Source organism: Pseudomonas sp. HMSC076A11 (genome assembly GCF_001810205.1).
In the GTDB taxonomy this organism is placed as follows: domain Bacteria; phylum Pseudomonadota; class Gammaproteobacteria; order Pseudomonadales; family Pseudomonadaceae; genus Pseudomonas; species Pseudomonas aeruginosa.
In genome coordinates this window covers 314,158-337,550 of the sequence record NZ_KV800319.1, presented here as the reverse complement: position 1 = coordinate 337,550, position 23,393 = coordinate 314,158, and the positions used below count along the sequence as shown (strand labels likewise).

Below are 23,393 nucleotides of genomic sequence, written 5' to 3'. Positions count from 1 at the left end.
TCAGAGTTCGACGCGAACCGCCTGGGCGGCCCGGGTCGCCTTGGCGCGGGCGGCGTCGATCGACTCGTCGCGCGCCAGGGCCACGCCCATTCGCCGCTGGCCATCCACTTCCGGCTTGCCGAACAGGCGTAGCGCCGTATCCGCCTCGCTCAGCGCGGCGCCGAGGTTGGCGAAAGCGACCTGCCGGGACTTGCCTTCCACCAGGATCACCGCCGAGGCCGACGGGCCGAGCTGGCGGATCACCGGGATCGGCAGGCCGAGGATCGCCCGCGCGTGCAGCGCGAACTCGGAAAGATCCTGGGAAATCAGGGTCACCAGGCCGGTATCGTGCGGACGCGGCGACACCTCGCTGAACCACACCTGGTCGCCCTTGACGAACAGTTCGACGCCGAACAGCCCGCGTCCGCCGAGGGCCTCGGTCACTGCCCGGGCGACCCGCTCGGACTCGGCCAGAGCCTGCGCGCTCATCGCCTGCGGCTGCCAGGACTCGTGGTAGTCGCCCTTGACCTGGCGGTGACCGATCGGCGCGCAGAAAGTGGTGCCGTCGACGTGGCGCACGGTGAGCAGGGTGATTTCGTAGTCGAAATCGATGAAGCCCTCGACGATCACCCGGCCCTTGCCGGCGCGCCCGCCTTCCTGGGCATAGTCCCAGGCCGCCTGCAGGTCGTCGGGGCCTTTCAGGACGCTCTGGCCCTTGCCCGACGAACTCATGATCGGCTTCACCACGCAGGGGTAGCCGACGCGCTCGACGCCACGGCGGTAGTCCTCGAAGGTATCGGCGAAGTGATAGGGCGAGGTCGGCAAGCCGAGCTCCTCGGCAGCCAGCCGGCGGATACCCTCGCGGTTCATGGTCAGTTGCGCGGCGCGGGCGGTGGGCACCACGGTGTAGCCTTCGGCCTCCAGCTCGACCAGGGTCGCGGTGGCGATGGCCTCGATCTCCGGCACGATGTAGTGCGGCTTCTCCTGCTCGATCACCGCGCGCAGGGCGGCGCCGTCGAGCATGCTGATCACGTGGCTGCGATGTGCCACCTGCATGGCCGGCGCGTTGCCATAGCGATCGACGGCGATCACTTCGCAACCCAGGCGTTGCAGCTCGATGGCGACTTCCTTGCCCAGCTCGCCGGAGCCACAGAGAAGGACGCGGGTCGCGCTCGGCGACAGGGGGGTACCGATACGGGTCATGGAAGAACCTCGGAAATGAAAGAAAACGGAATCCGCTTCAGGCGGAACCGCTGACCAGCCCTTGCGCCTTGGCGCGCTCGAAACAGCGACCGAGCACCTCGCGGCGCTCGTCGTTGCTCATCAGGCCCCAGCGGGTGATCTCGGCCGCCGTGCGCTGGCAGCCGATGCAGATGTCCTGCTCGTCCAGCGCGCAGACATGCACGCAGGGCGAAGCCACCGGTCGCTCGTTCACGCCGGGTCCTCGACGAGGTCGCGGGCGTAACGGCGGGCATTGTGCACATAGTGGGCGGCGCTGGCCTCGAGCATTTTCTTCTGCGGCTCGCTCAGCTCGCGCACTACCTTGCCCGGCGAGCCCATCACCAGCGAGCCGTCGGGAATCTCCTTGCCCTCGGGAATCAGCGCGTTGGCGCCGATGATGCAGTACTTGCCGATCTTCGCCCCATTGAGGATCACCGCGTTGATCCCCACCAGGCTGTAGTCGCCCACGCTGCAACCATGCAGCATGGCGTTGTGGCCGACGGTGACGCCCTTGCCGAGGGTCAGCGGATAGCCCATGTCGGTGTGCATCACCGAGCCGTCCTGGACGTTGCTGTGCTCGCCGATATGGATCAGCTCGTTGTCGCCGCGCAGCACCGCGCCAAACCAGACGCTGGCGCCGGCATCCAGGCGAACCTTGCCGATCACCGCTGCGCTGGGCGCGATCCAGCTGTCGGGATGGGTTTCGACGCGGGCATCGCCCAGGCGGTATTTCATCGCGATCTCCTCATGGCCGGGGTCTGCGCCCCGTCGGTCAACTCAGTTTGATGAACGAAGCCGGCGGCGTGTGCAGGTCGATGGGGTCGTCGTACAGCAGGTTGACCAACTCCACCACCATGATGGCCGTCAGGCCCCAGATCTTGAACTCGCCGAAGCGATAGCTGGGCACGTACCAGCTGCGGCCGAAGTAGTCGATACGGTGGGTGACCTCGCGCGGGTCGTCGCGAAAGAAACTCAGCGGCACGTTGAACACCGCGGCGATCTCGCCGTCGTTGGGCTGGTACTCGACGAAGTCGGGAATGAAGGCGACATAGGGAGTGACCTCGATGCCATGCCGCGAGACCAGGGTGCTCAGCGGCCCGACCACTTCCACCAGGCCCGGCGGCAAGGCGATCTCCTCCTCCGCCTCGCGCAGGGCGGTGCGCACCAGGTCGGCATCTTCCGGGTCGCGCCGCCCGCCGGGGAAGGCGACCTCGCCGCCATGGGTGGACAAACCGGCGGCGCGCAGGGTCAGCACCAGCTCCGGATCGTCGCTGCGGGTGATGGGCACCAGCACGGCCGCTTGGGGGAAGCGCTGGTCGGTATCCAGTTGGCGGGGGCGGTGCGCCTCGATGCGTTGGCGCAGCTCGTCGAGCGTGCAGTTCATACTGCCGGGGTTTCCGAGGTCTTGTCGTTTCCCCGAGATCATGGCACGAAAGCCCCGGCCAGCCCACCCCTCCCGCACGGGGCCTTGTCGCCTCCCGGCCAGCCGAGCAAGATAGGCCTTTCCCCGAAGAAGAACCTGGCATGAAATTCTGCAGCCTGTGCGGCGCCACGGTGGTCCAGCGCATCCCGGACGGCGACAACCGCCTGCGCTACGTCTGCGACGCCTGCCACACCGTGCACTACCAGAACCCGCGTATCGTCGCCGGCAGCCTGCCGGTGTGGGACGGCCAGGTCCTGCTCTGCCGTCGCGCCATTGCGCCGCGCCTGGGCTACTGGACGCTGCCGGCCGGCTTCATGGAGAACGGCGAGACCCTCGCCCAGGCGGCGGCCCGCGAGACAGAGGAAGAAGCCAACGCGCGGATCGGCGACCTGCAGCTCTATACCCTTTTCGACCTGCCGCACATCAGCCAGGTCTACCTGTTCTTCCGCGCCGAGCTGCTCGACCTGGATTTCTCCGCCGGCGATGAAAGCCTGGAGGTGCGGCTTTTCGACGAAGCGGAGATTCCCTGGTCGGAGCTGGCTTTTCCGACCATCGGCCGTACCTTAGAATGCTACTTCAGCGACCGCCGCGAAGGCTGCTTCCCGGTGCGCAACGAAGCCATTGCACCTATGCTGGCTTCCTATAAGAAAGACTGAACGCCAAACACTCGAACACCGCCGCCGTTGCGGCTCAAGGGAACATCGGGGATTTCACTTCCATGCGCTGGTTGCTTGCTTTGCTGTGCTTGACCTTCGCCAGTCTGACCCAGGCCAATGCCGCGCCGAGCCTGGAAGGCAAGGTGGACAAGGTCCTGGTGCTCAAGTCCGAGCGAAAACTGCTGCTCCTCAACAAAGGCAACGTCCTGAAAAGCTACCGTGTCTCGCTGGGCAAGCGCCCGACCGGCCCGAAGCTGGCCGAAGGCGACAACCGCACCCCGGAAGGCTTCTACTGGATCGACTGGCGCAAGACCAGCAACAACTACAACCTCTCCATGCACATTTCCTACCCCAACGCCCGCGACGTGGCCAAGGCCCGGGAAAAGGGCCTGCCGGCCGGTGGCATGATCATGATCCACGGCACCCCGCTGGATGACGAATACCCGGAGTGGTACTTCTCCACCCTGGACTGGACCAATGGCTGTATCGCCATGAACAACACCGACATGCGCGAAGTCTGGAGCGTGGTGAAAGACGGCACGCTGATCGAGATCCGCCCCTGACAGAACCAGGCTGATACCACTCGTCAGCCGTCAGCCACGCCAGGAACGCCGCCGCGAGATTTTCCGGCGGCGTTTTCTTTTATCCGTCAAACCCTTGCATCCCTTACTCAGGCCGAGTCAATCGACGGGACGGCTGGCTGACGCGTGCGCGACGCACAACTGGCATTGACGTGGTATTCAAGTGGTATTAGTTTTCCCAGCATTACCGGGCGACAACAACACAATCCGCATCGGAACCTCTCATGAAGACAGCCCACGACCTGCTCCTGGCCCTGCGTCCCGACGAGGCGCAACCCACCCCCCTCTATCTGCAGCTGGCGCGCAATCTCGAGAGCGCGATCCATGCCGGCCAGTGGAAAGCGGAGGAAGCGCTGCCCTCCGAACGCAACCTCAGCGAAACCCTGAACATTTCCCGCGTCACCGCGCGCAAGGCCCTCGAAGTACTCTTCGAGCAGGGCCTGATCCGCCGCAACCAGGGCTCCGGCACCTTCATTACGCCGCGTCTCGAACAACCGTTGTCGCGTCTCTCCAGCTTCAGCGAGATGCTCCGCCTGAAAGGCTTCACCCCCGGCTCCACCTGGCTAGAGCGCGGCATCGCCCTGCCCACCCACGACGAACTGATCCGCCTCGGCCTCTCGCCGACCGAGAAGGTCACGCGCATGAAGCGCCTGCGCAAGGCCGACGGCACAGTGATGGCGATCGAGAACAGCACCCTGCCGGCGCGCCTGCTGCCGGACCCGACAGCGGTCGGCGATTCCCTCTACGAATACCTGGACGGCATCGGTCGCCCAGTGGTCCGCGCCCTCCAGCACGTGCGCGCGATCAACGCGTCCGCGTCCGATGCCGCGCTGGTCGGCATCGCGCCGGGCACCGCGATGCTGCTGATGACCCGGATCGGCTACCTCGAGGACAACACCCCGATCGAGCTGACCGACACCTACTGCCGCAACGACTACTACGACTTCGTCGCCGAACTGCGACGCTGACCGACACGGAGCCGCCATGCTCGAAGGCAACATTCTCACCCCGCAAGGCTGGGTCCTCGGCCGCCTGCACATCCAGGACGGGCGTATCCAGCGGATCGAAGGCGAGCCCTGCGATCCGGCCGGCAACGCCGATCCGTACCTGCTGCCAGGCTTCATCGACCTGCATGTGCACGGCGGCGGCGGCCGCGACATCATGGAAGGTGGCGACGCCTTCGCCACCATCGCCCGTACCCACCGGCGCTTCGGCACGACCTCGCTGCTGGCCACCACCATGACCGCACCGCGCGAGGAGATCGCCGACATCCTCAGCCAGCTCGGCGATTACTGCCGCCGCTCGCTGGAGGGCGGTTCACGGATACTCGGCGTGCACCTGGAAGGCCCCTACATCAACTCCGGCAAGCTCGGCGCGCAGCCCAACTTCGCCCATGCCGCGGTGCTCGAGGAAGTCGAGGACTACCTGCGCCGCGCGCCGATCCGGGTGATCACCATCGCCCCCGAGATCGCCGGACACCGACCGCTGATCCGCGCCCTCGCCGAGCGCGGCGTACGCCTGCAGATCGGCCATACACTGGGCAGCTACGAGGATGGCGTGGCCGCACTGGAAGCCGGCGCCAGCAGCTTCACCCACCTCTACAACGCGATGACCGGCCTGCACCACCGCGAACCGGGTATCGTCGGCGCGGCCCTGGCCCACGCACGCTACGCCGAGCTGATCCCCGACCTGCTGCATGTCCATCCCGGCGCCATCAGGGTGGCCCTGCGTTCGATCCCGTGCCTGTACTGCGTGACCGACTCCACCGCCGCCGCCGGCATGCCCGACGGCCAGTACAAGCTCGGCAGCCACACGGTGACCAAGTGCCTGGGCGGCGTGCGCCTGCCCGACGGCACTCTGGCCGGCAGCACCCTGACCATGGACCAGGCGCTGCGCAACCTGGTGAAGATCGGCCTGCCCCTGGCCGAAGCCTCGCAACGCCTTTCGCAATTCCCCGCCGATTACCTCGGCCTCGCCGAGCGCGGCCGCCTGGCGCCCGCAGCCTGGGCCGATGTGGTGCGCCTGGATCGCTCCCTGGAACTCGACGCCGTGATGGTGGAAGGAGAACTCGAATGACTTCGCTGATGCTCGAGGAAGCGCTCTCCGCCGCCACGGTGGCGAGCCGTCAACTGGCCGTGCTCGACGCTTGCCTGCCGGCGCTTGGCCAGCGCCTGCGGGAGGTCGATCCGAACCTGGCGCTGACCGTCGCGCGCGGCAGCTCCGACCATGCCGCCAGCTACTTCGCCTACCTGGCCATGCAGCACGCCGGCTTGCCGGTGGCCTCGCTGCCCATGTCGGTAGTGACCCTGAACCGCTCGCCGCTGCGTGTCGCCGGGCAGGCCGTCTTCGCTTTCTCGCAGTCCGGGCAGAGCCCCGATCTCGTGGACAGCCTGCGCATCCTGCGCGAACGCGGCGCCCTGGGCATCGCCCTGGTGAATGCCGAGGATTCGCCGCTGGAAGCCGCCAGCGAATTCGTCGTGCCGCTCTGCGCCGGCGCCGAGCGCAGCGTCGCAGCGACCAAGAGCTTCATCGCCACGCTCAGCGCCAGCGCCCGCCTGCTCGCCCACTGGCAGCGCGACAATGCCCTGCTGGCCGCAGGCCAGGGCCTGGCGGCCGGGCTGGAGCAGGCCGCCAGGCTCGACTGGTCGCCGGCCATCGAGGTCCTGCGCGACTGCCAGCGGCTGATGGTGATCGGTCGCGGCGCCGGCTACGCCATCGCCCAGGAGGCCGCGCTGAAATTCAAGGAAACCTCGGCGATCCAGGCCGAGGCCTTCAGCAGCGCCGAGGTCCGCCATGGACCGATGGCGCTGGTCGAGGAGCGCTATCCGCTGCTGGTGTTCGCTCCCCGCGGCCCGGAGCAGGAAGGCCTGCTGGCGCTCGCCGAGGATATGCGCCAGCGCGGTGCGCAGGTATTGCTCGCCGCCCCGGACGACATCGCCGAACGCGACCTGCCGCTGCAGCGCGCCGCGCATCCGGCGCTCGATCCGATCCTGGCGATCCAGAGTTTCTACGTCATGGCCGCCGGCCTGGCCGAAGCCCGCGGCATGGACCCGGACCAGCCACGGCACCTGAGCAAAGTCACCCGAACCCACTGAGCCTGAGCGCGCGCCCATGAACAACAAGAATCTCGCCCTCAAAGCGCCCCTGAGCGGCCCCGTGATGCCGCTCAACCGAGTACCCGACCCGGTGTTTTCCAGCGGCACCCTGGGCGAAGGCATCGCCATCGACCCGCTCAACGACTGCCTGCACGCGCCCTGCGCCGGGCTGGTCAGCCACTTGGCGCGAACCCGCCACGCGCTCAGCCTGCGCGCCGACAACGGTGCCGAGCTGCTGCTGCACGTCGGCCTCGATACCGTACAGCTGCAAGGCGAAGGCTTCGAGGCGCTGGTCGAGGAAGGTGCGCGGGTGATCGAGGGCCAGCCGCTGCTGCGCTTCGACCTGGACCGCGTCGCCCGCGGCAGCCGCAGTCTGATCACGGTGATGATCCTGACCAACGGCGACGGCTTCCAGGTACGCCCGCTGACCACCAACCCGGTGGAGGTCGGCGCGCCGCTCCTGCAACTGAGTCCGGAGAAGGCCGAGCAACGTCCGGCCAATCCCGCGCCTGGCGAAGGCTCCGCGCAGCGCCAGGTCCGCGGGCGGGCGCGGGTCGCCCATCATGGCGGTCTGCACGCACGCCCGGCAGCGCTGCTACGGAAGACCGCGCAGGGCTTTTCCAGCCAGGCCGAACTGCACTTCGCCGGGCAGGTGGCCAGCGTCGACAGCCTGGTCGGCATCATGGGCCTGGGGGTCGCCGAACAGGACGAGGTAGAGGTGATCTGTCGCGGCGAAGACAGCGAGGCGGCCCTCGACGCCCTGCTCGCGGCCCTCGCCAGCGCCACCGCGGGGGCTCCGAAGGAGGCCCCGCGCGCCATCGCCCCGGGCGAGCCGGCGCGACCTGCGGCTGTCGCCGGTACCCTGGCCGGCGTCTGCGCTTCGCCCGGCCTGGCCAGCGGTCCCCTGGCGCGGCTCGGCGCCATCAGCCTGCCGGCGGATGACGGCCGGCATCGTCCCGAGGAACAGCACCTCGCCCTGGACCAGGCCCTGCAACGGGTGCGCGACGACGTACAGGGGAGCCTGCAGCAGGCCAGGCTCGGCGGCGACGAGAACGAAGCGGCGATCTTTTCCGCGCATCTCGCGCTGCTGGAAGACCCGGGTCTGCTGGACGCCGCCGACATGCTGATCGACCAGGGCGTCGGCGCCGCCCACGCCTGGCACCGGGCGATTCAGGCCCAGTGCGAGATTCTCCAGGCGCTGGGCAACCTGCTGCTGGCCGAGCGCGCCAACGACCTGCGCGACCTGGAAAAACGCGTGCTGCGGGTGCTGCTCGGCGACACCGCACCGTTGCGGGTGCCTGCTGGGGCCATCGTCGCCGCCCGGGAGATCACCCCCTCCGACCTCGCGCCGCTGGTGGATGCCGGCGCGGCTGGCCTGTGCATGGCCGAAGGCGGCGCCACCTCCCACGTGGCCATCCTCGCCCGTAGCAAGGGCCTGCCGTGCCTGGTGGCGCTCGGCGCCGGGCTGCTGGAGCTGGAGGAAGGCCGGCAGGTAGTACTGGACGCCGGCCAGGGCCGGCTGGAACTCAGCCCCGACGCTCGACGCCTGGAGCAGGTCGCCTTGCAAGTGGCGCAGCGCGAGGAACAACACCGCCGCCAGCAGGCCGATGCGCAGCGCGAGGCGCTCACCCGCGACGGCCGGCGCATCGAGATCGGCGCCAACGTCGCCTCGCCGCGCGAGGCCGCCGAAGCCTTCGCCAACGGCGCCGACGGGGTCGGCCTGCTACGCACCGAGTTTCTCTTCCTCGAGCGCCGCGCCGCGCCCGACGAAGAGGAGCAGCGCAACGCCTACCAGGAGGTCCTGGACGCCATGGGCCAGCGCAAGGTGATCATCCGCACCATCGATGTCGGCGGCGACAAGCACCTCGACTACCTGCCGCTGCCGGTGGAAGAAAACCCAGCACTGGGCCTGCGCGGCATCCGCCTCGGCCAGGCGCGCCCGGAGCTGCTCGACCAGCAGTTGCGCGCGCTGCTCAGGGTCGAACCACTGGAACGCTGCCGGATACTGCTGCCGATGGTCAGCGAGGTCGACGAACTGCGCGCCATCCGTCGCCGCCTCGGCGAGCTGGCCACGCAGTTGGGGATCGAGCGCCTGCCCGAACTCGGGGTGATGATCGAAGTGCCCTCCGCCGCCCTGCTCGCCGATCAACTGGCCGAACACGCCGACTTCCTCTCCATCGGCACCAACGACCTGTCGCAGTACGCCCTGGCCATGGACCGTTGCCACGCCGGCCTGGCCGACCGCATCGACGCCCTGCACCCGGCGCTGCTGCGGCTGATCGCCCAGACCTGCGCCGGAGCAGCCCGCCACGGCCGCTGGGTCGGCGTCTGCGGTGCGCTGGCCTCGGACCCGCTGGCGACACCGGTACTGGTCGGCCTCGGGGTCGAGGAATTGTCCGTCGGGCCGAACCTGGTCGGCGAGATCAAGACCCGGGTGCGCCAGCTCGACGCCGCTGAATGCCGCCGCCACGCCCAGGCGCTACTGGACCTGGGCAGCGCCCGGGCGGTGCGCGACGCCTGCCTGCAACACTGGCCGCTGGCCTGACAAGAACAATCGGAGACCACCGCCATGCCCCCGTTCCTGATCGAAAGCCTGCAACGCCTGGGCCGCGCCCTGATGCTGCCGATCGCGATCCTGCCGATCGCCGGCCTGCTGCTGCGCCTGGGCGACGTCGACCTGCTCGACATTCCGCTGGTCCACGACGCCGGCAAGGCGATCTTCGCCAACCTGGCGCTGATCTTCGCCATCGGCATCGCCGTCGGTTTCGCTCGCGACAACAATGGCACCGCCGGCCTCGCCGGCGCCATCGGCTACCTGGTGATGATCTCGGTGCTCAAGGTGATCGATCCGGGCATCGACATGGGCGTGCTCTCCGGCATCATCAGCGGCCTGGTGGCTGGCGCCCTGTATAACCGCTTCAAGGACGTGAAGCTGCCGGAATACCTGGCGTTCTTCGGCGGCCGCCGCTTCGTGCCGATCGCCACCGGGATCAGCGCGGTCTGCCTGGGCCTGCTGTTCGGGGTGATCTGGCCACCGCTGCAACAGGGCATCAACGGCCTCGGCCAACTCATGCTGGAAAGCGGCAGCTTCGGCGCCTTCGCCTTCGGCGTGCTGAACCGCCTGCTGATCGTCACCGGGTTGCACCACATCCTCAACAACCTGGTGTGGTTCGTCTTCGGTAGCTTCACCGACCCGGAAACCGGGCGCGTCGTCACCGGCGACCTGGCGCGCTATTTCGCCGGCGACCCGAAGGGCGGCCAGTTCATGGCCGGGATGTTCCCGGTGATGATGTTCGGCCTGCCCGCCGCCTGCCTGGCGATGTACCGCAACGCCCGTCCGGAGCGGCGCAAGCTGATCGGCGGGCTGCTCCTGTCGATGGCCTTGACCGCCTTCCTCACCGGCGTCACCGAGCCGGTGGAGTTCGCCTTCATGTTCCTCGCGCCGCTGCTCTACCTGCTGCATGCGCTGCTCACCGGCCTGTCCATGGCCCTCACCGACCTGCTCGACATCCGCCTCGGCTTCACCTTCTCCGGTGGCGCCATCGACCTCGCCCTGGGCTGGGGCCGTTCCACCCACGGCTGGATGCTCTGGCCGCTGGGCCTGCTCTATGCCGGCATCTATTACCTGGTGTTCGACTTCTGCATCCGCCGCTTCAACCTGAAGACCCCGGGCCGCGAAGACGACGCGAGCAGCGAATCGGGCGACAACGCCGAAGCCGAGCGCGCCCCGGCATTCATCCGCGCCCTGGGTGGCGCAGCCAACCTCGAAGTGGTGGACGCCTGCACCACGCGCCTGCGTCTGCGCCTGGTCGACCGCGACAAGGCCTCGGACGCCCAGCTCAAGGCCCTCGGTGCGATGGCCGTGGTACGTCCGGGCAAGGCCGGCAGCCTGCAGGTGGTGGTCGGCCCACAGGCCGACAGCATCGCCGACGAGATCCGCCGCGCCCTGCCCTTCGATACGCAACCGGGCGAAGCCGTACCGCCGCTGGGCAGTCCGAACGCAGCCGAAGAGGTGGTGTCGATGCAGGCCACCGTCGACGCCGCCGAAGCCCAGGCCTGGCTCGGCGCCCTCGGCGGCGCCGGCAACCTGCGCGAGGTACGGGACGTCGCACTGACCCGCCTGCGGGTCAGCGTGGCGGACGAACGCAAGCTGGCCACCGAGCAACTGCGTCGTCTCGGCGGACAGGGCGTCAGCTCCCTCGCCGGCGGCATCTGCCATATCCTGGTGGGCCCCCGCGCCGCGGCCCTGAGCCAGGCCCTGCAACCGCTACTGCGGCGCTGACGGCAGGAGGGCTGGACCTCGCCCTACGCCACAGCTCCCCCGTTCGGGTTCGATAATCGCGAAGCGGTTGTTCGCGCCACGCCACAGCCCCGGGTCGGGCTCTCCCCGTGAGGCGGATAACGAAAAGGGCGGCAATTGGCCGCCCTTCTTGCTTGTCCGAGGAAAACTCAGAAGACCATGTCGGTCAGGCGCCAGACTTCGTAGGCCGGGGTCTCATAGGGATGCGCCGCCTTCAGCGCCTTGACGCTGGCGTGGATGAGCTCGTCGGCCACCACCAGCTCCACTTTCCACTCCGCCACGTGCTCGACCTGGCCGACCTGGCCCAGGTAGGGTTGGCTACCGTCCAGGGGCCGGAACTGGCCCTGGCCAAGGGACTGCCAGCAGCAACTGTCGTACGCCCCGATGCGCCCGCCACCCGCGGCGAACACCGCTTGCTTGACGACATCCAGATGGCTCTCAGGCACATAGAAACACAGCTTGTACATCGTTTTCTCCGCACGAATCGAATGCTGCACGAGGCGGTCGGTGGTTGTGCGACTGCCGACGCCAAATAATGGCACTTTGCCTTGACATGATGAATATTTGACGCTGCCTTTACGACAGATAAGCGCAACATTTGTTCGCTCGTCACAACACCTTCGTGCGGGCGTTCACAGATTTACGCTCAGCCGCGGAAACGCCGCCACCTGGCCTTCAGCCCGGAGGCGGAAGGCGCATGGCTGCCGTCGCAATACGGCAGGTCGGCGGAGCGCCCGCAGCGGCACAACAGCAACAGGCGCTCGCGGGTCGCGTGGAGCGTCAGGCCGTTGCGGCAGTCGGCGGGACAATCGGGAAGCGAAGCCGAAGCCCCGCAGGTACAGAGCCGCAAGGTGTCGCCGGGAGAGACCCGGCGAACCTCGGGAAGAAGGTCGGGCGACGAGTTGGAGTCCGCATCGCCCGCCATGCCGGATCAGTCCACCCAGACCCGGGCGTTGCGGAACATGCGCAGCCAGCCGCCGTCTTCCTGCCAGTCGTCCGGACGCCAGGAATTCTGCACGGCGCGGAACACCCGCTCGGGGTGCGGCATCATGATGGTGACCCGGCCGTCGCGGCTGCTCAGCCCGGTGATGCCGCGCGGCGACCCGTTGGGGTTGGCCGGGTAGGCTTCGGTGACCTTGCCGTGGTTGTCGACGAAACGCAGCGACACGCAGCCGGAAAGGTCGGCCTCGAGCAACGCTTCCTCCGACTCGAACTCCGCATGGCCTTCGCCATGGGCGATGGCGATCGGCAGGCGCGAACCGGCCATGCCCTGCAGGAAGATCGACGACGACTCCTGCACCTGGACCATCGCCACCCGCGCCTCGAACTGCTCGGAACGGTTGCGCACGAAGTGCGGCCAGAACTCGGTGCCGGGAATCAGCTCGTGCAGGTTGGACATCATCTGGCAGCCGTTGCAGACGCCGAGGGCGAAGCTGTCCTTGCGCGCGAAGAACGCCTGGAAGCCGTCGCGGGCGCGGGCGTTGAAGAGGATCGACTTGGCCCAGCCCTCGCCGGCGCCGAGCACGTCGCCGTAGGAGAAGCCACCGCAGGCCACCAGGCCCTTGAAGGCGTCCAGGTCGACCCGCCCGGCGAGGATGTCGCTCATGTGCACGTCGATCGCGGCGAAGCCGGCGCGGTCGAACGCCGCGGCCATCTCCACCTGGCCGTTGACGCCCTGCTCGCGGAGGATCGCCACTTTCGGCCGCACGCCCTTCTTGATGTAGGGCGCGGCGATGTCGTCGTTGACGTCGTAGCTGAGCTTGATCGACAGCCCGGGGTTGTCTTCGTCCAGCAGCGCGTCGAACTCCTGCTCGGCGCAGTCGGCGTTGTCGCGCAGACGCTGGATCTGGTAGCTGGTCTCGCTCCAGATGCGTTGCAGGATGCGGCGCTGGGCGCTGTAGACGGTCTCGCCGTTGTAGTTCAGGTTGATCTCGTAGCCGTTGACCGGCTGGCCGATCACCGCCACGCAGTCGTCGAGACCGGCGGCGCTGAACTGCGCGAGGACTTCCGGAGTGGCGCCCTCGCGAACCTGGATCACCGCGCCCAGTTCCTCGCTGAACAACACGGCCGCCAGCTCTTCGCGGCTATCGGCCAGGGCATCGAGGTTCAGCTCGACGCCGCAGTGACCGGCGAAGGCCATCTCCAGCACGCTGGTGATCAGGCCGCCGTCGGAACGGTCGTGGTAGGCGAGGATATGGCCGTCGGCATTGAGTCCCTGGATCACCGCGAAGAAGGCTTTCAGGTCCTCGGCGTCGTCGACGTCCGGCACGGCGCGGCCGAGCTTGCCGTGGACCTGGGCCAGGATCGAGCCGCCGAGACGGTTCTTGCCGCGGCCGAGATCGATCAGGATCAGGTCGGTCTCGCCCTTGTCCAGGCGCAGTTGCGGGGTCAGGCTCTGGCGCACGTCGGCGACCGGGGCGAAGCCGGTGACGATCAGCGAGACCGGAGAAGTGACGCTCTTGTCCTCGCCATTGTCCTGCCAGCGGGTCTTCATGGACATCGAGTCCTTGCCCACCGGGATGGTGATGCCCAGTTCCGGGCACAGTTCCATGCCCACGGCCTTGACCGTGTCATACAGGCGCGCGTCCTCGCCGGGGTGGCCGGCGGCGGCCATCCAGTTGGCGGAAAGCTTGATGTCGGACAGCTTGCCGATACGCGCGGCAGCCAGGTTGGTGACCGTCTCGCCGATGGCCATGCGCCCGGAAGCCGGGGCGTCCAGCAGCGCCAGCGGGGTACGTTCGCCCATCGCCATGGCCTCGCCGGTGTAGACGTCGAAGCTGGTGGCGGTGACGGCGCAGTCGGCCACCGGCACCTGCCAGGGCCCGACCATCTGGTCGCGGGCCACCAGCCCGGTGATGGTGCGGTCGCCGATGGTGATCAGGAAGCTCTTGCTGGCCACGGCGGGATGGCGCAGGACGCGCTCGACGCTTTCCTGCAGCTCCAGCCCGGCGGCGTCGAAATCGTCGCCCAGCTCGGCCTCGCGGGTGACCGCGCGGTGCATGCGCGGCGCCTTGCCGAGCAGGACTTCCAGCGGCATGTCCACCGGTTTGTTGTCGAAATGGCTGTCGGCGACGGTCAGTTGGCGCTGCTCGATGGCCTCGCCGACCACCGCGAACGGGCAGCGCTCGCGCTCGCAGATGGCCTTGAAGGTCTCGAAGTCGGCGGCGTCCACCGACAGCACGTATCGCTCCTGCGACTCGTTGCACCAGATTTCCAGCGGGCTCATGCCCGGCTCGTCGTTGGGCACCGCGCGCAGCTCGAAGCGACCGCCGCGGCCGCCGTCGTTGATCAGTTCCGGCAGGGCGTTGGACAGGCCGCCGGCACCGACGTCATGGATGAAGCTGATCGGGTTGCGCTCGCCGAGCTGCCAGCAGCGGTCGATCACTTCCTGGCAACGTCGCTCCATTTCCGGGTTGTCGCGCTGCACCGAGGCGAAGTCGAGGTCGGCGGAGCTGGCGCCGGTGGCCATCGAAGAGGCGGCGCCGCCGCCCAGGCCGATCAGCATGGCCGGGCCGCCAAGGACGATGAGCTTGGCGCCGACGCTGATCTCGCCCTTCTGCACGTGTTCGTCGCGAATGTTGCCCATGCCGCCGGCGAGCATGATCGGCTTGTGGTAGCCGCGCACTTCCTCGCCGTGAGGGGTAGCGATCTTCTGCTCGAAGGTACGGAAGTAGCCGGTCAGCGCCGGACGGCCGAACTCGTTGTTGAACGCGGCGCCGCCCAGCGGGCCCTCGATCATGATGTCCAGCGCGGTGACGATGCGCTCGGGCTTGCCGTAGGGCACTTCCCAGGGCTGTTCGAAACCGGGGATCTGCAGGTTGGACACGGTGAAGCCGGTCAGGCCGGCCTTCGGCTTGGCGCCGCGGCCGGTGGCGCCCTCGTCGCGGATCTCGCCGCCGGAACCGGTGGAGGCACCGGGGAACGGCGCGATGGCGGTCGGGTGGTTGTGGGTCTCCACCTTCATCAGGATCTGCACCGGCTCGCGGCTGGCGGCGTATTCGCGGGTCTGCGGATCGGGGAAGAAACGCCCGGCGACATGGCCGACGATGACCGCGGCGTTGTCCTTGTATGCGGACAGCACGCCTTCGCGGTTCATCTCGTAGGTGTTCTTGATCATGCCGAACAGGCTCTTGTCCTGGGCCTGCCCGTCGATGTCCCAACTGGCATTGAAGATCTTGTGCCGGCAATGCTCGGAGTTGGCCTGGGCGAACATCATCAGCTCGACGTCGTGCGGGTTGCGCCCCAGTTCGCCGAAGCTCTTCAGCAGGTAGTCGATCTCGTCCTCGGCCAGGGCCAGGCCCAACTCGACGTTGGCCTTCTCCAGCGCGGCGCGACCGCCGCCAAGCACGTCGACGGCGGTGAGCGGGCGGGGCTGCGCATGGCTGAACAGCTCGGCGGCGCCTTCCAGGCGGTCCAGCACCAGTTGGGTCATGCGGTCATGCAGGCGGGCGGCGACCTGCTGGGCGTCGCTCTCGGACAGTTCGCCCTGCACATAGTAGGCAATGCCGCGCTCCAGCCGGTCGATCTTCGCCAGGCCGCAGTTGCGGGCGATGTCGGAGGCCTTGCTCGACCACGGCGAGATGGTGCCGAAGCGCGGCACCACCAGGAACAGCCGTCCGCTGGGCTCCTGCACCGGCACGCTCGGGCCGTATTTCAGCAGCCGCGCCAGCACCTGCTCCTCGTCGGCGGTGAGCGCGCCGGTGACGTCGGCGAAATGCGCGAACTCAGCGTACAGCCCGGTAACGGCAGGTACGTGCTGGGTCAGTTGCTCGAGCAGTTTGCCGTGGCGGAAAGCGGAAAGGGCGGGAGCGCCGCGCAGGATCAGCATTGTCGGAACAGCCTCTGGAGACGGGAAGGTGTGGGGGCCGGCCGAGCCGGCCCGCAGAGGCCGTGCATTCTACCGTAAAGCACCGTCCGGCGGCACCCGCGCCGATGGCTATCGCATAGCCCTCCATCGGATCCGCGGCGGCCCGCTTCGAAGCACTTCGAGAACGGCGCCGCAGCGCTCTGCGACGGGGCAAGCGAAACGGCGGACGAACGGTATCCCGGCGATAGCAGAGAAGGTCCCGGCTGTCGAGATATGGCGCCGTCTCGCCTTTGCGTATACTGCGCCGATGTTTGCCCTGACCGCGTACCGCTTACGTTGCGCCGCCTGGCTGTTGGCGACCGGCATCTTTCTGCTGCTTGCGGGCTGTAGCGAGGCGAAAGCCCCTACCGCCCTGGAGCGCGTGCAGAAGGAGGGCGTACTGCGCGTGATCACCCGCAACAGCCCGGCCACCTACTTCCAGGACCGCAACGGCGAAACCGGCTTCGAATACGAAATGGCCAAGCGCTTCGCCGAGCGCCTCGGCGTCGAGCTGAAGATCGAGACCGCCGACAACCTCGACGACCTCTATGCCCAGCTTTCCCGCGAGGGCGGCCCGGCGCTCGCCGCGGCCGGCCTGACCCCGGGACGCGAAGACGACGCCAGCGTGCGCTACTCGCACACCTACCTCGACGTCACCCCGCAGATCATCTACCGCAACGGCCAGCAGCGCCCGACCCGCCCGGAAGACCTGGTCGGCAAGCGCATCATGGTGCTCAAGGGCAGCAGCCACGCGGAGCAGCTCGCCGAGCTGAAGAAGCAGTATCCCGAACTGAAGTACGAAGAATCCGATGCTGTCGAAGTGGTCGACCTGTTGCGCATGGTCGACGTCGGCGACATCGACCTGACCCTGGTCGACTCCAACGAACTGGCGATGAACCAGGTGTACTTCCCCAACGTCCGCGTCGCCTTCGACTTCGGCGAAGCCCGCGGGCTGGCCTGGGCCTTGCCGGGGGGCGACGACGACAGCCTGATGAACGAGGTCAACGCGTTCCTCGACCAGGCCAAGAAGGAAGGCCTGCTGCAACGCCTGAAGGACCGTTACTACGGGCATGTCGACGTACTCGGCTACGTCGGCGCCTACACCTTCGCCCAGCACCTGCAGCAACGCCTGCCGCGCTACGAAAGCCACTTCAAGCAGAGCGGCAAGCAGCTGGATACCGACTGGCGCCTGCTCGCCGCCATCGGCTACCAGGAATCGCTGTGGCAGCCCGGCGCCACCTCCAAGACCGGCGTGCGCGGCCTGATGATGCTGACCAACCGGACCGCCCAGGCGATGGGCGTGTCCAACCGGCTCGACCCGAAGCAGAGCATCCAGGGCGGCAGCAAGTATTTCGTGCAGATCCGCAGCGAACTGCCCGAGAGCATCAAGGAACCGGACCGCAGCTGGTTCGCCCTGGCCGCCTACAACATCGGCGGCGCGCACCTGGAAGACGCGCGCAAGATGGCCGAGAAGGAAGGCCTCAACCCGAACAAGTGGCTGGACGTGAAGAAGATGCTGCCGCGCCTGGCGCAGAAGCAGTGGTACGCCAAGACCCGCTACGGCTATGCGCGCGGCGGCGAGACCGTGCACTTCGTACAGAACGTGCGGCGCTACTACGACATCCTCACCTGGGTGACCCAGCCGCAGATGGAAGGCAGCCAGATCGCCGAGAGCGGGTTGCACCTGCCCGGCGTGAACAAGACGCGCCCGGAAGAAGACAGCGGCGACGAGAAACTCTAGCCGCCCCCTCCCCTCAGGATTCTCCGTCGCTTGCCAGCCAGGCGGCGTGCTCGCGCACATCGGTCGGCCAGCCGGCGATCCGCTCGGCGAAGCCCTCGCGATCCCCGGCGAACAGCGCACGCGTCGCCTCCTCGAAGCCCGGCAGGTCGCCGGCCATCGCATTCATGAAATGGTAGGCGCGCTCCTGCGCCTGCCGCGCACGCCCGGACTGGCTGCGGCGCGCCTCCTCGACCAGCTTGCGCAGCGCCACCGAGGCGCCCCCGGGCTGCGCGGCGAGCCATTCCCAATGGCGCGGCAACAAGGTCACCTCGCGCGCCACCACGCCCAGCTTCGGCCGCCCGCGCCCGCGCGGCGCGGCCTCCTCCGCCGGTTGCCGCTCGCCTGCGACGACCAGGCGCGCCAGCAGGTCCTCGCTGGAACCACGGATATCGAGATCGACGGAGCGCCCAGTGGCATTGTCGAATACCAGCAGCGGTCCGGCTGCACCGCCGGCGACCGCTTGCTTCAAGGCCAGCGCGACCTCCGGCAGCGCCGCCGTCAGCAGCCGGCGCGTGCCGTCGAAGCAGGTGAAGGATTGGATGTATGGATCATTGGCCATGACAGGCTCCCATGGATGGAACGCCCGAATAATACCCGGATATAAATAGAGCGACAATATTATCCGGATAAAATAAATCCCATGAAAAAGGCCGCCCTATGGCGGCCTCTTCCGGCAGCGATGACCTACCAGCCGGCCGGCAGCAGGTTCATGGCGCTACAAATGGCGTAGGCGGCGCTGGCCAGGTAGATCGTCACGATCACCGCCTGGATCGCCGGATGGGCGATCCAGCCGCATTTCCAGGCCGGCTCGAAGTCGCCGTTCCTACGCGCCGAGCGCAGCATCAGGATCGGCATGATCGAGAGAATCACCCCGCTGAAGGCCCCGGCGAAGTACAACGCGTTGACGAAGCCGACCAGCCCGCTGTAGGCCAGGACGAACGGCGGCAGCGCGACGATCGCCAGCACCAGCAGGCGGGTCTTCGGCCGGTTCTCCGGACCGAGCTTGTGGAACTTGTCGAAGATGTTGGTCAGGAAGCTACCGCCCAGGCCCCAGTAGGACGTCAGCATGGCGCACAGGGCGAAGGTGTTGGCGGTGAAGAAGGCCCATTCGCCGAGCGCCTTGCCCCAGGCCAGGGTGGCGACTTCGGACTGGTTCTCCAGGCCGGTCAGGGCGATCACCGAGAGCGGCACGATGCTGAGCAGGACGAAGGTGGTCAGCATCCCGGTGATCACCGCCTTCGGCAGGCGCTCCGGGGCGTGGCTGAAACCACGGGCCATCTCCGGGACGATGTACTGGGCGGAGAAGCAGAACACCGCGATGTTGAATACCGGGACCATGTAGATCCAGTCGCCTTCGAGCAGGCGAGCGAACTCGGTATTGTCGTTGAGCAGGGTGGCCGCCACCAGGATCAGGATCATGCTGACCATGCCGATGCTGATGAACTTCTCGCCCTTGCCGATGGCGCTCAGCCCCAGGTACAGCACGCCAGCGGCCGGAATGAAGAACAGCACGCTGCCCAGGGCCGGGCTGATACCGAAGAAGGCGCTGAGGATCTTGCCGCTGCCGCTCATGTAGGCGATCAGCGCGCCGATGCTGTTGACCGCCACGGACAGGAAAATCGCCCAGGCGCCGAAGGAGCCGACATAGCGCTGGGCAAGGCCGCTCAACTGGTTGTGGGTGCGCGTGCGCAGGGCGGTTTCCGAGACGTAGAGCATGGAAATGGTGGTGAACAGGCCGGCCACCGCCAGCCAGAGCAGCAATGGCATGAAGCCGGCCTTGCGGCTGGCGTAGGCCATGGACAGCACGCCTGCGCCGATGTTGGTTCCGACGATCATCGCCACCGCCTCGAGGAACGTCAGGCGCTTGACCTCCAGTCCCGAGGAATCGACGGCTTCCGCCCCGGCGTGATCCTGATACTGCTGGACCCGGGTATCACTCATGACAACAACTCCCTGCATTTCGAATTGGCATTGTGCGGGAGGCGGCCAGGACCGCCGTACCGATGGCCTTCTTCGAGGACAATGCAGGGCCGGGAATCGCGGACGCCTCCGGACCGGCCGCGCTTTTCGGCTGCGCGGTCCGGCGGGGGTATCCGCAGGCGGGCTCGCTCTCACCTGAAGCCATTGCCTGCGGGCCGCTTGCTCAAGCGGCCGTGCAAAATATCACACAATTCGACGAAGGAAGCGCGCGGCGACTACGACTTTACGCCTATGCCGATCGTCCGAAATATCCGGATAAATAATTGATGCAGATGGCTTTTGAAGGAGAGGAAGGCGCCAGGGCGTGCTTTAACGTTTCAGCCGGAGCGTTCGAAAAGAGAAACATCCGTCAGTCTTCGCGAGGCTTCTTCGCCGCTTCGCGCCGCGCGCGGAAGAACGCCGAGAGCGCCTGGCTGCATTCTTCCGCCAGCACGCCGCCCTCGACCATGACCCTATGGTTGAGATGCTCCTGCTCGAAGAATCGCCCACGGCTTTCCACTGCGCCCGACTTGGGCTCGACCGTGCCGTACACCAGGCGCTGGATGCGTGCGTGCACCAGCAGTCCGGAACACATGCTGCAGGGTTCCAGGGTCACATACAGGGTGCTGCCTGGCAGCCGGTAGTTGCCCGTCTCCGCCGCTGCCATGCGGATCGCCAGCATTTCGGCGTGGGCACTGGGATCGTGGCTGCTGATCGGCCGGTTGAAGCCCCGCCCGATGATCTCGCCCTCGCGCACCAGAACCGCGCCCACCGGCACTTCGCCGAGGGCCGCGGCCTTTTCCGCCTCTGCCAGGGCCTCGCGCATGAAATGCGGGTCCCGGCTGCGATCGATGATCGGACGCACGCCTTTTACCGTCGGGTAGCCCTTGCCGTTGCTGATCAGCTTAGTCCCCCGCACCAGGCCTCGCCGACCGCGATGGTCCCCATCAGGCCGGTCTCCATATGGTCGATGACGTGGCAGTGGAACATCCACAGGCCCGGATTGTCCGCCACCAGCGCGACGCGGGCAGTCTCGTTCTTGCCCAGCAGGTAGGTGTCGGTGAAGTACGGGATGATGTCCCGGCGATCCGAATCCAGCACCTTGAAGGCCATCCCATGCAGGTGGATCGGGTGCTGGTACTGCGCCATGTTGCGCAGCTCGAAGATGTAGCTCTGGCCTTCCTTGAGCTTGGCCAGCGGCGGCGCGTTGTGCTTGTGCTCCTCGCCGCCTTCCCAGGCCTTGCCGTTGATCTGCCAGAACGACGGATAGGGATTCTTGCCGCTGGTATCGGACATCGCCCCGACCCACTCGAAACGGAAACCGATCTTCTCGGCATTGGCCAGGTCCGGTTCGCTCACCGGATTCGCCGGCAACGGCTTCGGCCAGTCGCCGGCAGGTGCCTCGGCGCTGGCCACGCTGCGGATCGTCGCCAGGCGTACCGGCCCGTCGCGCAGGGACAGCTCGGTGCCCGCTTCCGGCACCTTCAGCGCCAGCTCCAGGCGCATCCCGGGGCCGATCCAGTACTGCCCCTCGAATCCGCGCGGTTCCACCGGATGGCCATCGATGGCATAGATCCTCGCCTCGCCGTTGGGCAGGTTGAGACGGTAGGTGACGGTGTTGTCGACGTTCAGCAGGCGCACCCGGACGATCTGCCCGGCCGGCAGGTCGATGGTCGGCACATGCTTGCCGTTGATCGTCGAATAGCGCCCGCGGGTGCCTTCTCGCGCGGCCTGGCGCGGCACGCTGAAGGGGGTGAAGGCGCCCTGCTCGTCCACGTGCCAGGTCTTCAGGCAGAGAACCTTCTCGTGGCGGAACCCGGTGGGTTCGCGCTCCTCGATGATCAGCGGGCCGACCAGTCCGCGGCCGAGCTGCTCGCTGCTCATCAGGTGCGGGTGGTACCAGTAGCTGCCGGCGTCCTGGGTCTTGAACTGGTAGATGAAGCTCTCGCCCGGCTGCACCGGCGGCTGGGAAATGTACGGTACGCCGTCCATCTCGATCGGCAGGCGGATGCCGTGCCAGTGGATGGTGGTCGGTTCGTCCAGCCTGTTGGTGAAGCGCACCCGCAGCCACTCGCCCTGCTTCGCCCGCAACTCCACGCCGGGGCACTGGCCGCCATAGGCCAGCGCCGGACTGCTGAAGCCCGGGACGATCTCCAGGTCCAGCGGCGCGGCGATCAGTTCGTAGTCGTACTCCTGCGCCACCTGCGGACGCGCCAGCCAGAGGCGCGCGCCGCCGGCGCCGAGGCCGACCACCGCCAGCCCGGCGAGGCCGCCGAGCACTTGTCTACGGGTAAATGTCATGGAGCCTTCACCTTCGCGGGTACTGCGGCTGGGAAATGATAGATTTTCTCATTTCCACGCCCGCAAGGCGAGTTCTCGCTCGGAACAAATACACTCCCGCTGACCTGCAGCAAGCAAAAGAGCTCCCCAGCGCCAGCGGCGGATCGCTGGTCGCGGACTGCGCTCAGGCTACCTTCACGATGCGCTTGCCGAAGTTCTCGCCATTCAACAGGCCGACCAGAGCCGCCGGCAGGCTTTCCAGCCCGTAGAGCACATCCTCGTATACCTTGATCTGCCCGGAGTCGACCCATGCCTTGAGATCGGAGAGCGCCCGCTCTCTGCTCTCGAGAAAGTCGCCAAGAAGGAATCCGCGCAACGTCAGGCGCTTGATGATGAGTAGCCCGGGGATCCCGGCAGGACCGGCGGCGGGTCGGTCCAGGTCGTATTGCGAAATCGCGCCGCAACAGGCGACCCGTCCATGCTCCGCCATGTTCGCCAGGCAGGCATCGAGGATTGCACCGCCAGTGTTGTCGAAATACGCGTCGATCCCGTCCGGACAGGTCCGCCGCAAGTCATCGGCCAGCGTCCCCGTCTTGTAGTCGAGTGCCGCGTCGAAACCCAGTTCACGAACCAGCCAGGCGCATTTGCTGGCGCCTCCCGCAATGCCGACGGTACGGCAGCCCCTGATCCTGGCGATCTGCCCGACGATAGAGCCGACGGCACCGGCGGCGGCAGACACTACCAGCGTTTCGCCCTGCACCGGCCTGGCGCATTCGAGAAGGCCGAAATAGGCCGTCAGGCCTGCTACGCCGTAGACGCTGAGCAGATGCGTGAGGGGCTCCAGGCGCGGCAGCCTGATGAGCCCGGCCGCCGGCACGACCGCGAAAGTCTGCCAGCCGGTCTCGGCACAGACCAGGTCGCCGGGCTGGAACGACGCCGAGCGCGATTCCACCACCTCGGCCAGCCCCAACCCCGCCATCACCTCCCCGGCCACGAGGCCGGGGCGATAGGTCGCGCCGTGCATCCAGGCCCGGCTGGCGGCGTCCAGCGGTATGTACAGGACACGAAGCAACAGCTCACCGTCGGCCGGAACCGGACAACGCACCTCGCGCCCCTGAAAATGCCGGACAGCGAGCGCAGTCCGGGGAAGCTCACTCAGAACGATCTGACGGTTGATCATCGCTTCTCTCCCGCCGCGAGAGCGACACTGTCGCTGGCCTCACCGCCGAAAGCGGGAGGCATGTGAAACTGTCTGTCGTGCATGCTGTTCTCC

At 67.4% G+C, this 23,393-nt stretch carries 21 protein-coding genes; 9 read left to right on the top strand and 12 right to left on the bottom strand.

Features of this window, described 5'->3' with window-relative positions; all coding sequences use genetic code 11:
* The 4 genes from purT to HMPREF2716_RS25985 are packed head-to-tail and all read right to left on the bottom strand — an operon-like array spanning nucleotide 1 to nucleotide 2,584.
* The gene (gene purT, locus HMPREF2716_RS26000) at nucleotides 1-1,182 is read right to left on the bottom strand and encodes a formate-dependent phosphoribosylglycinamide formyltransferase (RefSeq protein WP_003092658.1); all 1,182 of its coding nucleotides are present in this window, start codon (nucleotides 1,180-1,182) and stop codon (nucleotides 1-3) included.
* 37 nt (nucleotides 1,183-1,219) lie between these two features.
* Entirely contained in the window at nucleotides 1,220-1,414 is a 195-nt protein-coding gene (locus HMPREF2716_RS25995; RefSeq protein ID WP_003092660.1) for a DUF1289 domain-containing protein, read from the bottom strand.
* The gene (locus tag HMPREF2716_RS25990; protein ID WP_003092662.1) at nucleotides 1,411-1,935 is read right to left on the bottom strand and encodes a gamma carbonic anhydrase family protein; all 525 of its coding nucleotides are present in this window, start codon (nucleotides 1,933-1,935) and stop codon (nucleotides 1,411-1,413) included. The genes HMPREF2716_RS25995 and HMPREF2716_RS25990 overlap by 4 nt, the downstream gene beginning before the upstream one ends.
* A 37-nt stretch (nucleotides 1,936-1,972) precedes the next feature.
* Entirely contained in the window at nucleotides 1,973-2,584 is a 612-nt protein-coding gene (locus tag HMPREF2716_RS25985; RefSeq protein ID WP_003092664.1) for a CoA pyrophosphatase, read from the bottom strand.
* Between the two features lie 140 nt (nucleotides 2,585-2,724).
* On the opposite strand from HMPREF2716_RS25985, the gene HMPREF2716_RS25980 reads away from it, so the two are divergent.
* The 7 genes from HMPREF2716_RS25980 to nagE all read left to right on the top strand — a co-directional run bounded on the left by HMPREF2716_RS25980 (nucleotide 2,725) and on the right by nagE (nucleotide 11,237).
* Nucleotides 2,725-3,279 carry an NUDIX hydrolase gene (locus HMPREF2716_RS25980; protein WP_003092665.1) on the top strand — a complete coding sequence of 185 codons (555 nt, stop codon included), beginning with the start codon at nucleotides 2,725-2,727 and terminating at the stop codon, nucleotides 3,277-3,279.
* A gap of 62 nt (nucleotides 3,280-3,341) precedes the next feature.
* Entirely contained in the window at nucleotides 3,342-3,842 is a 501-nt protein-coding gene (locus HMPREF2716_RS25975) for a L,D-transpeptidase family protein (protein WP_003092667.1), read from the top strand.
* A gap of 242 nt (nucleotides 3,843-4,084) precedes the next feature.
* Nucleotides 4,085-4,828 (top strand): GntR family transcriptional regulator, encoded by a 744-nt coding sequence (locus HMPREF2716_RS25970; protein WP_003117452.1) that lies wholly within the window; start codon nucleotides 4,085-4,087, stop codon nucleotides 4,826-4,828.
* A gap of 16 nt (nucleotides 4,829-4,844) precedes the next feature.
* Nucleotides 4,845-5,936 carry an N-acetylglucosamine-6-phosphate deacetylase gene (gene nagA / locus HMPREF2716_RS25965; protein ID WP_003104817.1) on the top strand — a complete coding sequence of 364 codons (1,092 nt, stop codon included), beginning with the start codon at nucleotides 4,845-4,847 and terminating at the stop codon, nucleotides 5,934-5,936.
* Entirely contained in the window at nucleotides 5,933-6,955 is a 1,023-nt protein-coding gene (locus tag HMPREF2716_RS25960) for an SIS domain-containing protein (protein ID WP_003148055.1), read from the top strand. Before nagA ends, HMPREF2716_RS25960 begins: the two co-directional genes overlap by 4 nt.
* Nucleotides 6,956-6,971: 16 nt before the next feature.
* Nucleotides 6,972-9,500 (top strand): phosphoenolpyruvate--protein phosphotransferase, encoded by a 2,529-nt coding sequence (gene ptsP, locus HMPREF2716_RS25955; protein ID WP_003143174.1) that lies wholly within the window; start codon nucleotides 6,972-6,974, stop codon nucleotides 9,498-9,500.
* Between the two features lie 24 nt (nucleotides 9,501-9,524).
* Complete coding sequence (nagE, locus tag HMPREF2716_RS25950; RefSeq protein ID WP_003117449.1) at nucleotides 9,525-11,237, top strand: N-acetylglucosamine-specific PTS transporter subunit IIBC; 1,713 nt, start codon at nucleotides 9,525-9,527, stop codon at nucleotides 11,235-11,237.
* A gap of 167 nt (nucleotides 11,238-11,404) precedes the next feature.
* Here nagE and HMPREF2716_RS25945 read toward each other — a convergent pair whose 3' ends face one another.
* From HMPREF2716_RS25945 to purL, 3 genes are all read right to left on the bottom strand, one after another.
* Nucleotides 11,405-11,722 (bottom strand): YqfO family protein, encoded by a 318-nt coding sequence (locus HMPREF2716_RS25945; protein WP_003092679.1) that lies wholly within the window; start codon nucleotides 11,720-11,722, stop codon nucleotides 11,405-11,407.
* 179 nt (nucleotides 11,723-11,901) lie between these two features.
* Nucleotides 11,902-12,180, bottom strand: coding sequence for a CDGSH iron-sulfur domain-containing protein (locus HMPREF2716_RS29265; protein WP_003113822.1), 279 nt, complete (start codon nucleotides 12,178-12,180; stop codon nucleotides 11,902-11,904).
* A 6-nt stretch (nucleotides 12,181-12,186) separates the two neighbouring features.
* Complete coding sequence (gene purL, locus HMPREF2716_RS25940) at nucleotides 12,187-16,083, bottom strand: phosphoribosylformylglycinamidine synthase (RefSeq protein ID WP_003104809.1); 3,897 nt, start codon at nucleotides 16,081-16,083, stop codon at nucleotides 12,187-12,189.
* A 286-nt stretch (nucleotides 16,084-16,369) separates the two neighbouring features.
* Between purL and mltF the strand changes: the two genes are divergently transcribed.
* Nucleotides 16,370-17,842, top strand: coding sequence for a membrane-bound lytic murein transglycosylase MltF (gene mltF, locus HMPREF2716_RS25935; RefSeq protein WP_034043516.1), 1,473 nt, complete (start codon nucleotides 16,370-16,372; stop codon nucleotides 17,840-17,842).
* Between the two features lie 13 nt (nucleotides 17,843-17,855).
* On the opposite strand, the gene HMPREF2716_RS25930 is transcribed toward mltF, so the two are convergent.
* Nucleotides 17,856-18,440 (bottom strand): DUF2239 family protein, encoded by a 585-nt coding sequence (locus tag HMPREF2716_RS25930; RefSeq protein ID WP_003113820.1) that lies wholly within the window; start codon nucleotides 18,438-18,440, stop codon nucleotides 17,856-17,858.
* A 125-nt stretch (nucleotides 18,441-18,565) separates the two neighbouring features.
* Nucleotides 18,566-19,822 (bottom strand): aromatic amino acid transport family protein, encoded by a 1,257-nt coding sequence (locus HMPREF2716_RS25925; RefSeq protein WP_003092694.1) that lies wholly within the window; start codon nucleotides 19,820-19,822, stop codon nucleotides 18,566-18,568.
* A gap of 62 nt (nucleotides 19,823-19,884) precedes the next feature.
* Between HMPREF2716_RS25925 and HMPREF2716_RS29260 the strand changes: the two genes are divergently transcribed.
* Entirely contained in the window at nucleotides 19,885-20,124 is a 240-nt protein-coding gene (locus HMPREF2716_RS29260; RefSeq protein WP_152959661.1) for a hypothetical protein, read from the top strand.
* An 86-nt stretch (nucleotides 20,125-20,210) separates the two neighbouring features.
* On the opposite strand, the gene tadA is transcribed toward HMPREF2716_RS29260, so the two are convergent.
* The 3 genes from tadA to HMPREF2716_RS25910 form a co-directional block, all read right to left on the bottom strand.
* On the bottom strand, nucleotides 20,211-20,759 hold the full coding sequence (gene tadA / locus HMPREF2716_RS25920; protein WP_083318200.1) for a tRNA adenosine(34) deaminase TadA: 549 nt from the start codon (nucleotides 20,757-20,759) through the stop codon (nucleotides 20,211-20,213).
* On the bottom strand, nucleotides 20,741-22,141 hold the full coding sequence (locus HMPREF2716_RS25915; protein WP_070622052.1) for a multicopper oxidase family protein: 1,401 nt from the start codon (nucleotides 22,139-22,141) through the stop codon (nucleotides 20,741-20,743). The genes tadA and HMPREF2716_RS25915 overlap by 19 nt, the downstream gene beginning before the upstream one ends.
* Before the next feature lie 163 nt (nucleotides 22,142-22,304).
* Nucleotides 22,305-23,300, bottom strand: coding sequence for an NADP-dependent oxidoreductase (locus tag HMPREF2716_RS25910; protein ID WP_033862822.1), 996 nt, complete (start codon nucleotides 23,298-23,300; stop codon nucleotides 22,305-22,307).
* Nucleotides 23,301-23,393 lie beyond the last annotated feature (93 nt).

Excerpts from the sequence above, each read along its gene's own strand:
- HMPREF2716_RS25960 (WP_003148055.1), top strand. The coding sequence starts at position 5,933 with ATGACTTCGCTGATGCTCGAGGAAGCGCTCTCCGCCGCCACGGTGGCG.
- HMPREF2716_RS29260 (WP_152959661.1), top strand. The coding sequence starts at position 19,885 with ATGGCCTTCTTCGAGGACAATGCAGGGCCGGGAATCGCGGACGCCTCC.
- HMPREF2716_RS29265 (WP_003113822.1), bottom strand. The coding sequence starts at position 12,180 with ATGGCGGGCGATGCGGACTCCAACTCGTCGCCCGACCTTCTTCCCGAG.
- HMPREF2716_RS25910 (WP_033862822.1), bottom strand. The coding sequence starts at position 23,300 with ATGATCAACCGTCAGATCGTTCTGAGTGAGCTTCCCCGGACTGCGCTC.
- purT (WP_003092658.1), bottom strand. The coding sequence starts at position 1,182 with ATGACCCGTATCGGTACCCCCCTGTCGCCGAGCGCGACCCGCGTCCTT.
- HMPREF2716_RS25945 (WP_003092679.1), bottom strand. The coding sequence starts at position 11,722 with ATGTACAAGCTGTGTTTCTATGTGCCTGAGAGCCATCTGGATGTCGTC.
- HMPREF2716_RS25985 (WP_003092664.1), bottom strand. The coding sequence starts at position 2,584 with ATGAACTGCACGCTCGACGAGCTGCGCCAACGCATCGAGGCGCACCGC.
- nagE (WP_003117449.1), top strand. The coding sequence starts at position 9,525 with ATGCCCCCGTTCCTGATCGAAAGCCTGCAACGCCTGGGCCGCGCCCTG.
- mltF (WP_034043516.1), top strand. The coding sequence starts at position 16,370 with ATGTTTGCCCTGACCGCGTACCGCTTACGTTGCGCCGCCTGGCTGTTG.
- ptsP (WP_003143174.1), top strand. The coding sequence starts at position 6,972 with ATGAACAACAAGAATCTCGCCCTCAAAGCGCCCCTGAGCGGCCCCGTG.
- HMPREF2716_RS25990 (WP_003092662.1), bottom strand. The coding sequence starts at position 1,935 with ATGAAATACCGCCTGGGCGATGCCCGCGTCGAAACCCATCCCGACAGC.
- HMPREF2716_RS25975 (WP_003092667.1), top strand. The coding sequence starts at position 3,342 with ATGCGCTGGTTGCTTGCTTTGCTGTGCTTGACCTTCGCCAGTCTGACC.
- HMPREF2716_RS25915 (WP_070622052.1), bottom strand. The coding sequence starts at position 22,141 with ATGACATTTACCCGTAGACAAGTGCTCGGCGGCCTCGCCGGGCTGGCG.
- HMPREF2716_RS25980 (WP_003092665.1), top strand. The coding sequence starts at position 2,725 with ATGAAATTCTGCAGCCTGTGCGGCGCCACGGTGGTCCAGCGCATCCCG.
- HMPREF2716_RS25925 (WP_003092694.1), bottom strand. The coding sequence starts at position 19,822 with ATGAGTGATACCCGGGTCCAGCAGTATCAGGATCACGCCGGGGCGGAA.
- purL (WP_003104809.1), bottom strand. The coding sequence starts at position 16,083 with ATGCTGATCCTGCGCGGCGCTCCCGCCCTTTCCGCTTTCCGCCACGGC.
- nagA (WP_003104817.1), top strand. The coding sequence starts at position 4,845 with ATGCTCGAAGGCAACATTCTCACCCCGCAAGGCTGGGTCCTCGGCCGC.
- HMPREF2716_RS25930 (WP_003113820.1), bottom strand. The coding sequence starts at position 18,440 with ATGGCCAATGATCCATACATCCAATCCTTCACCTGCTTCGACGGCACG.
- HMPREF2716_RS25970 (WP_003117452.1), top strand. The coding sequence starts at position 4,085 with ATGAAGACAGCCCACGACCTGCTCCTGGCCCTGCGTCCCGACGAGGCG.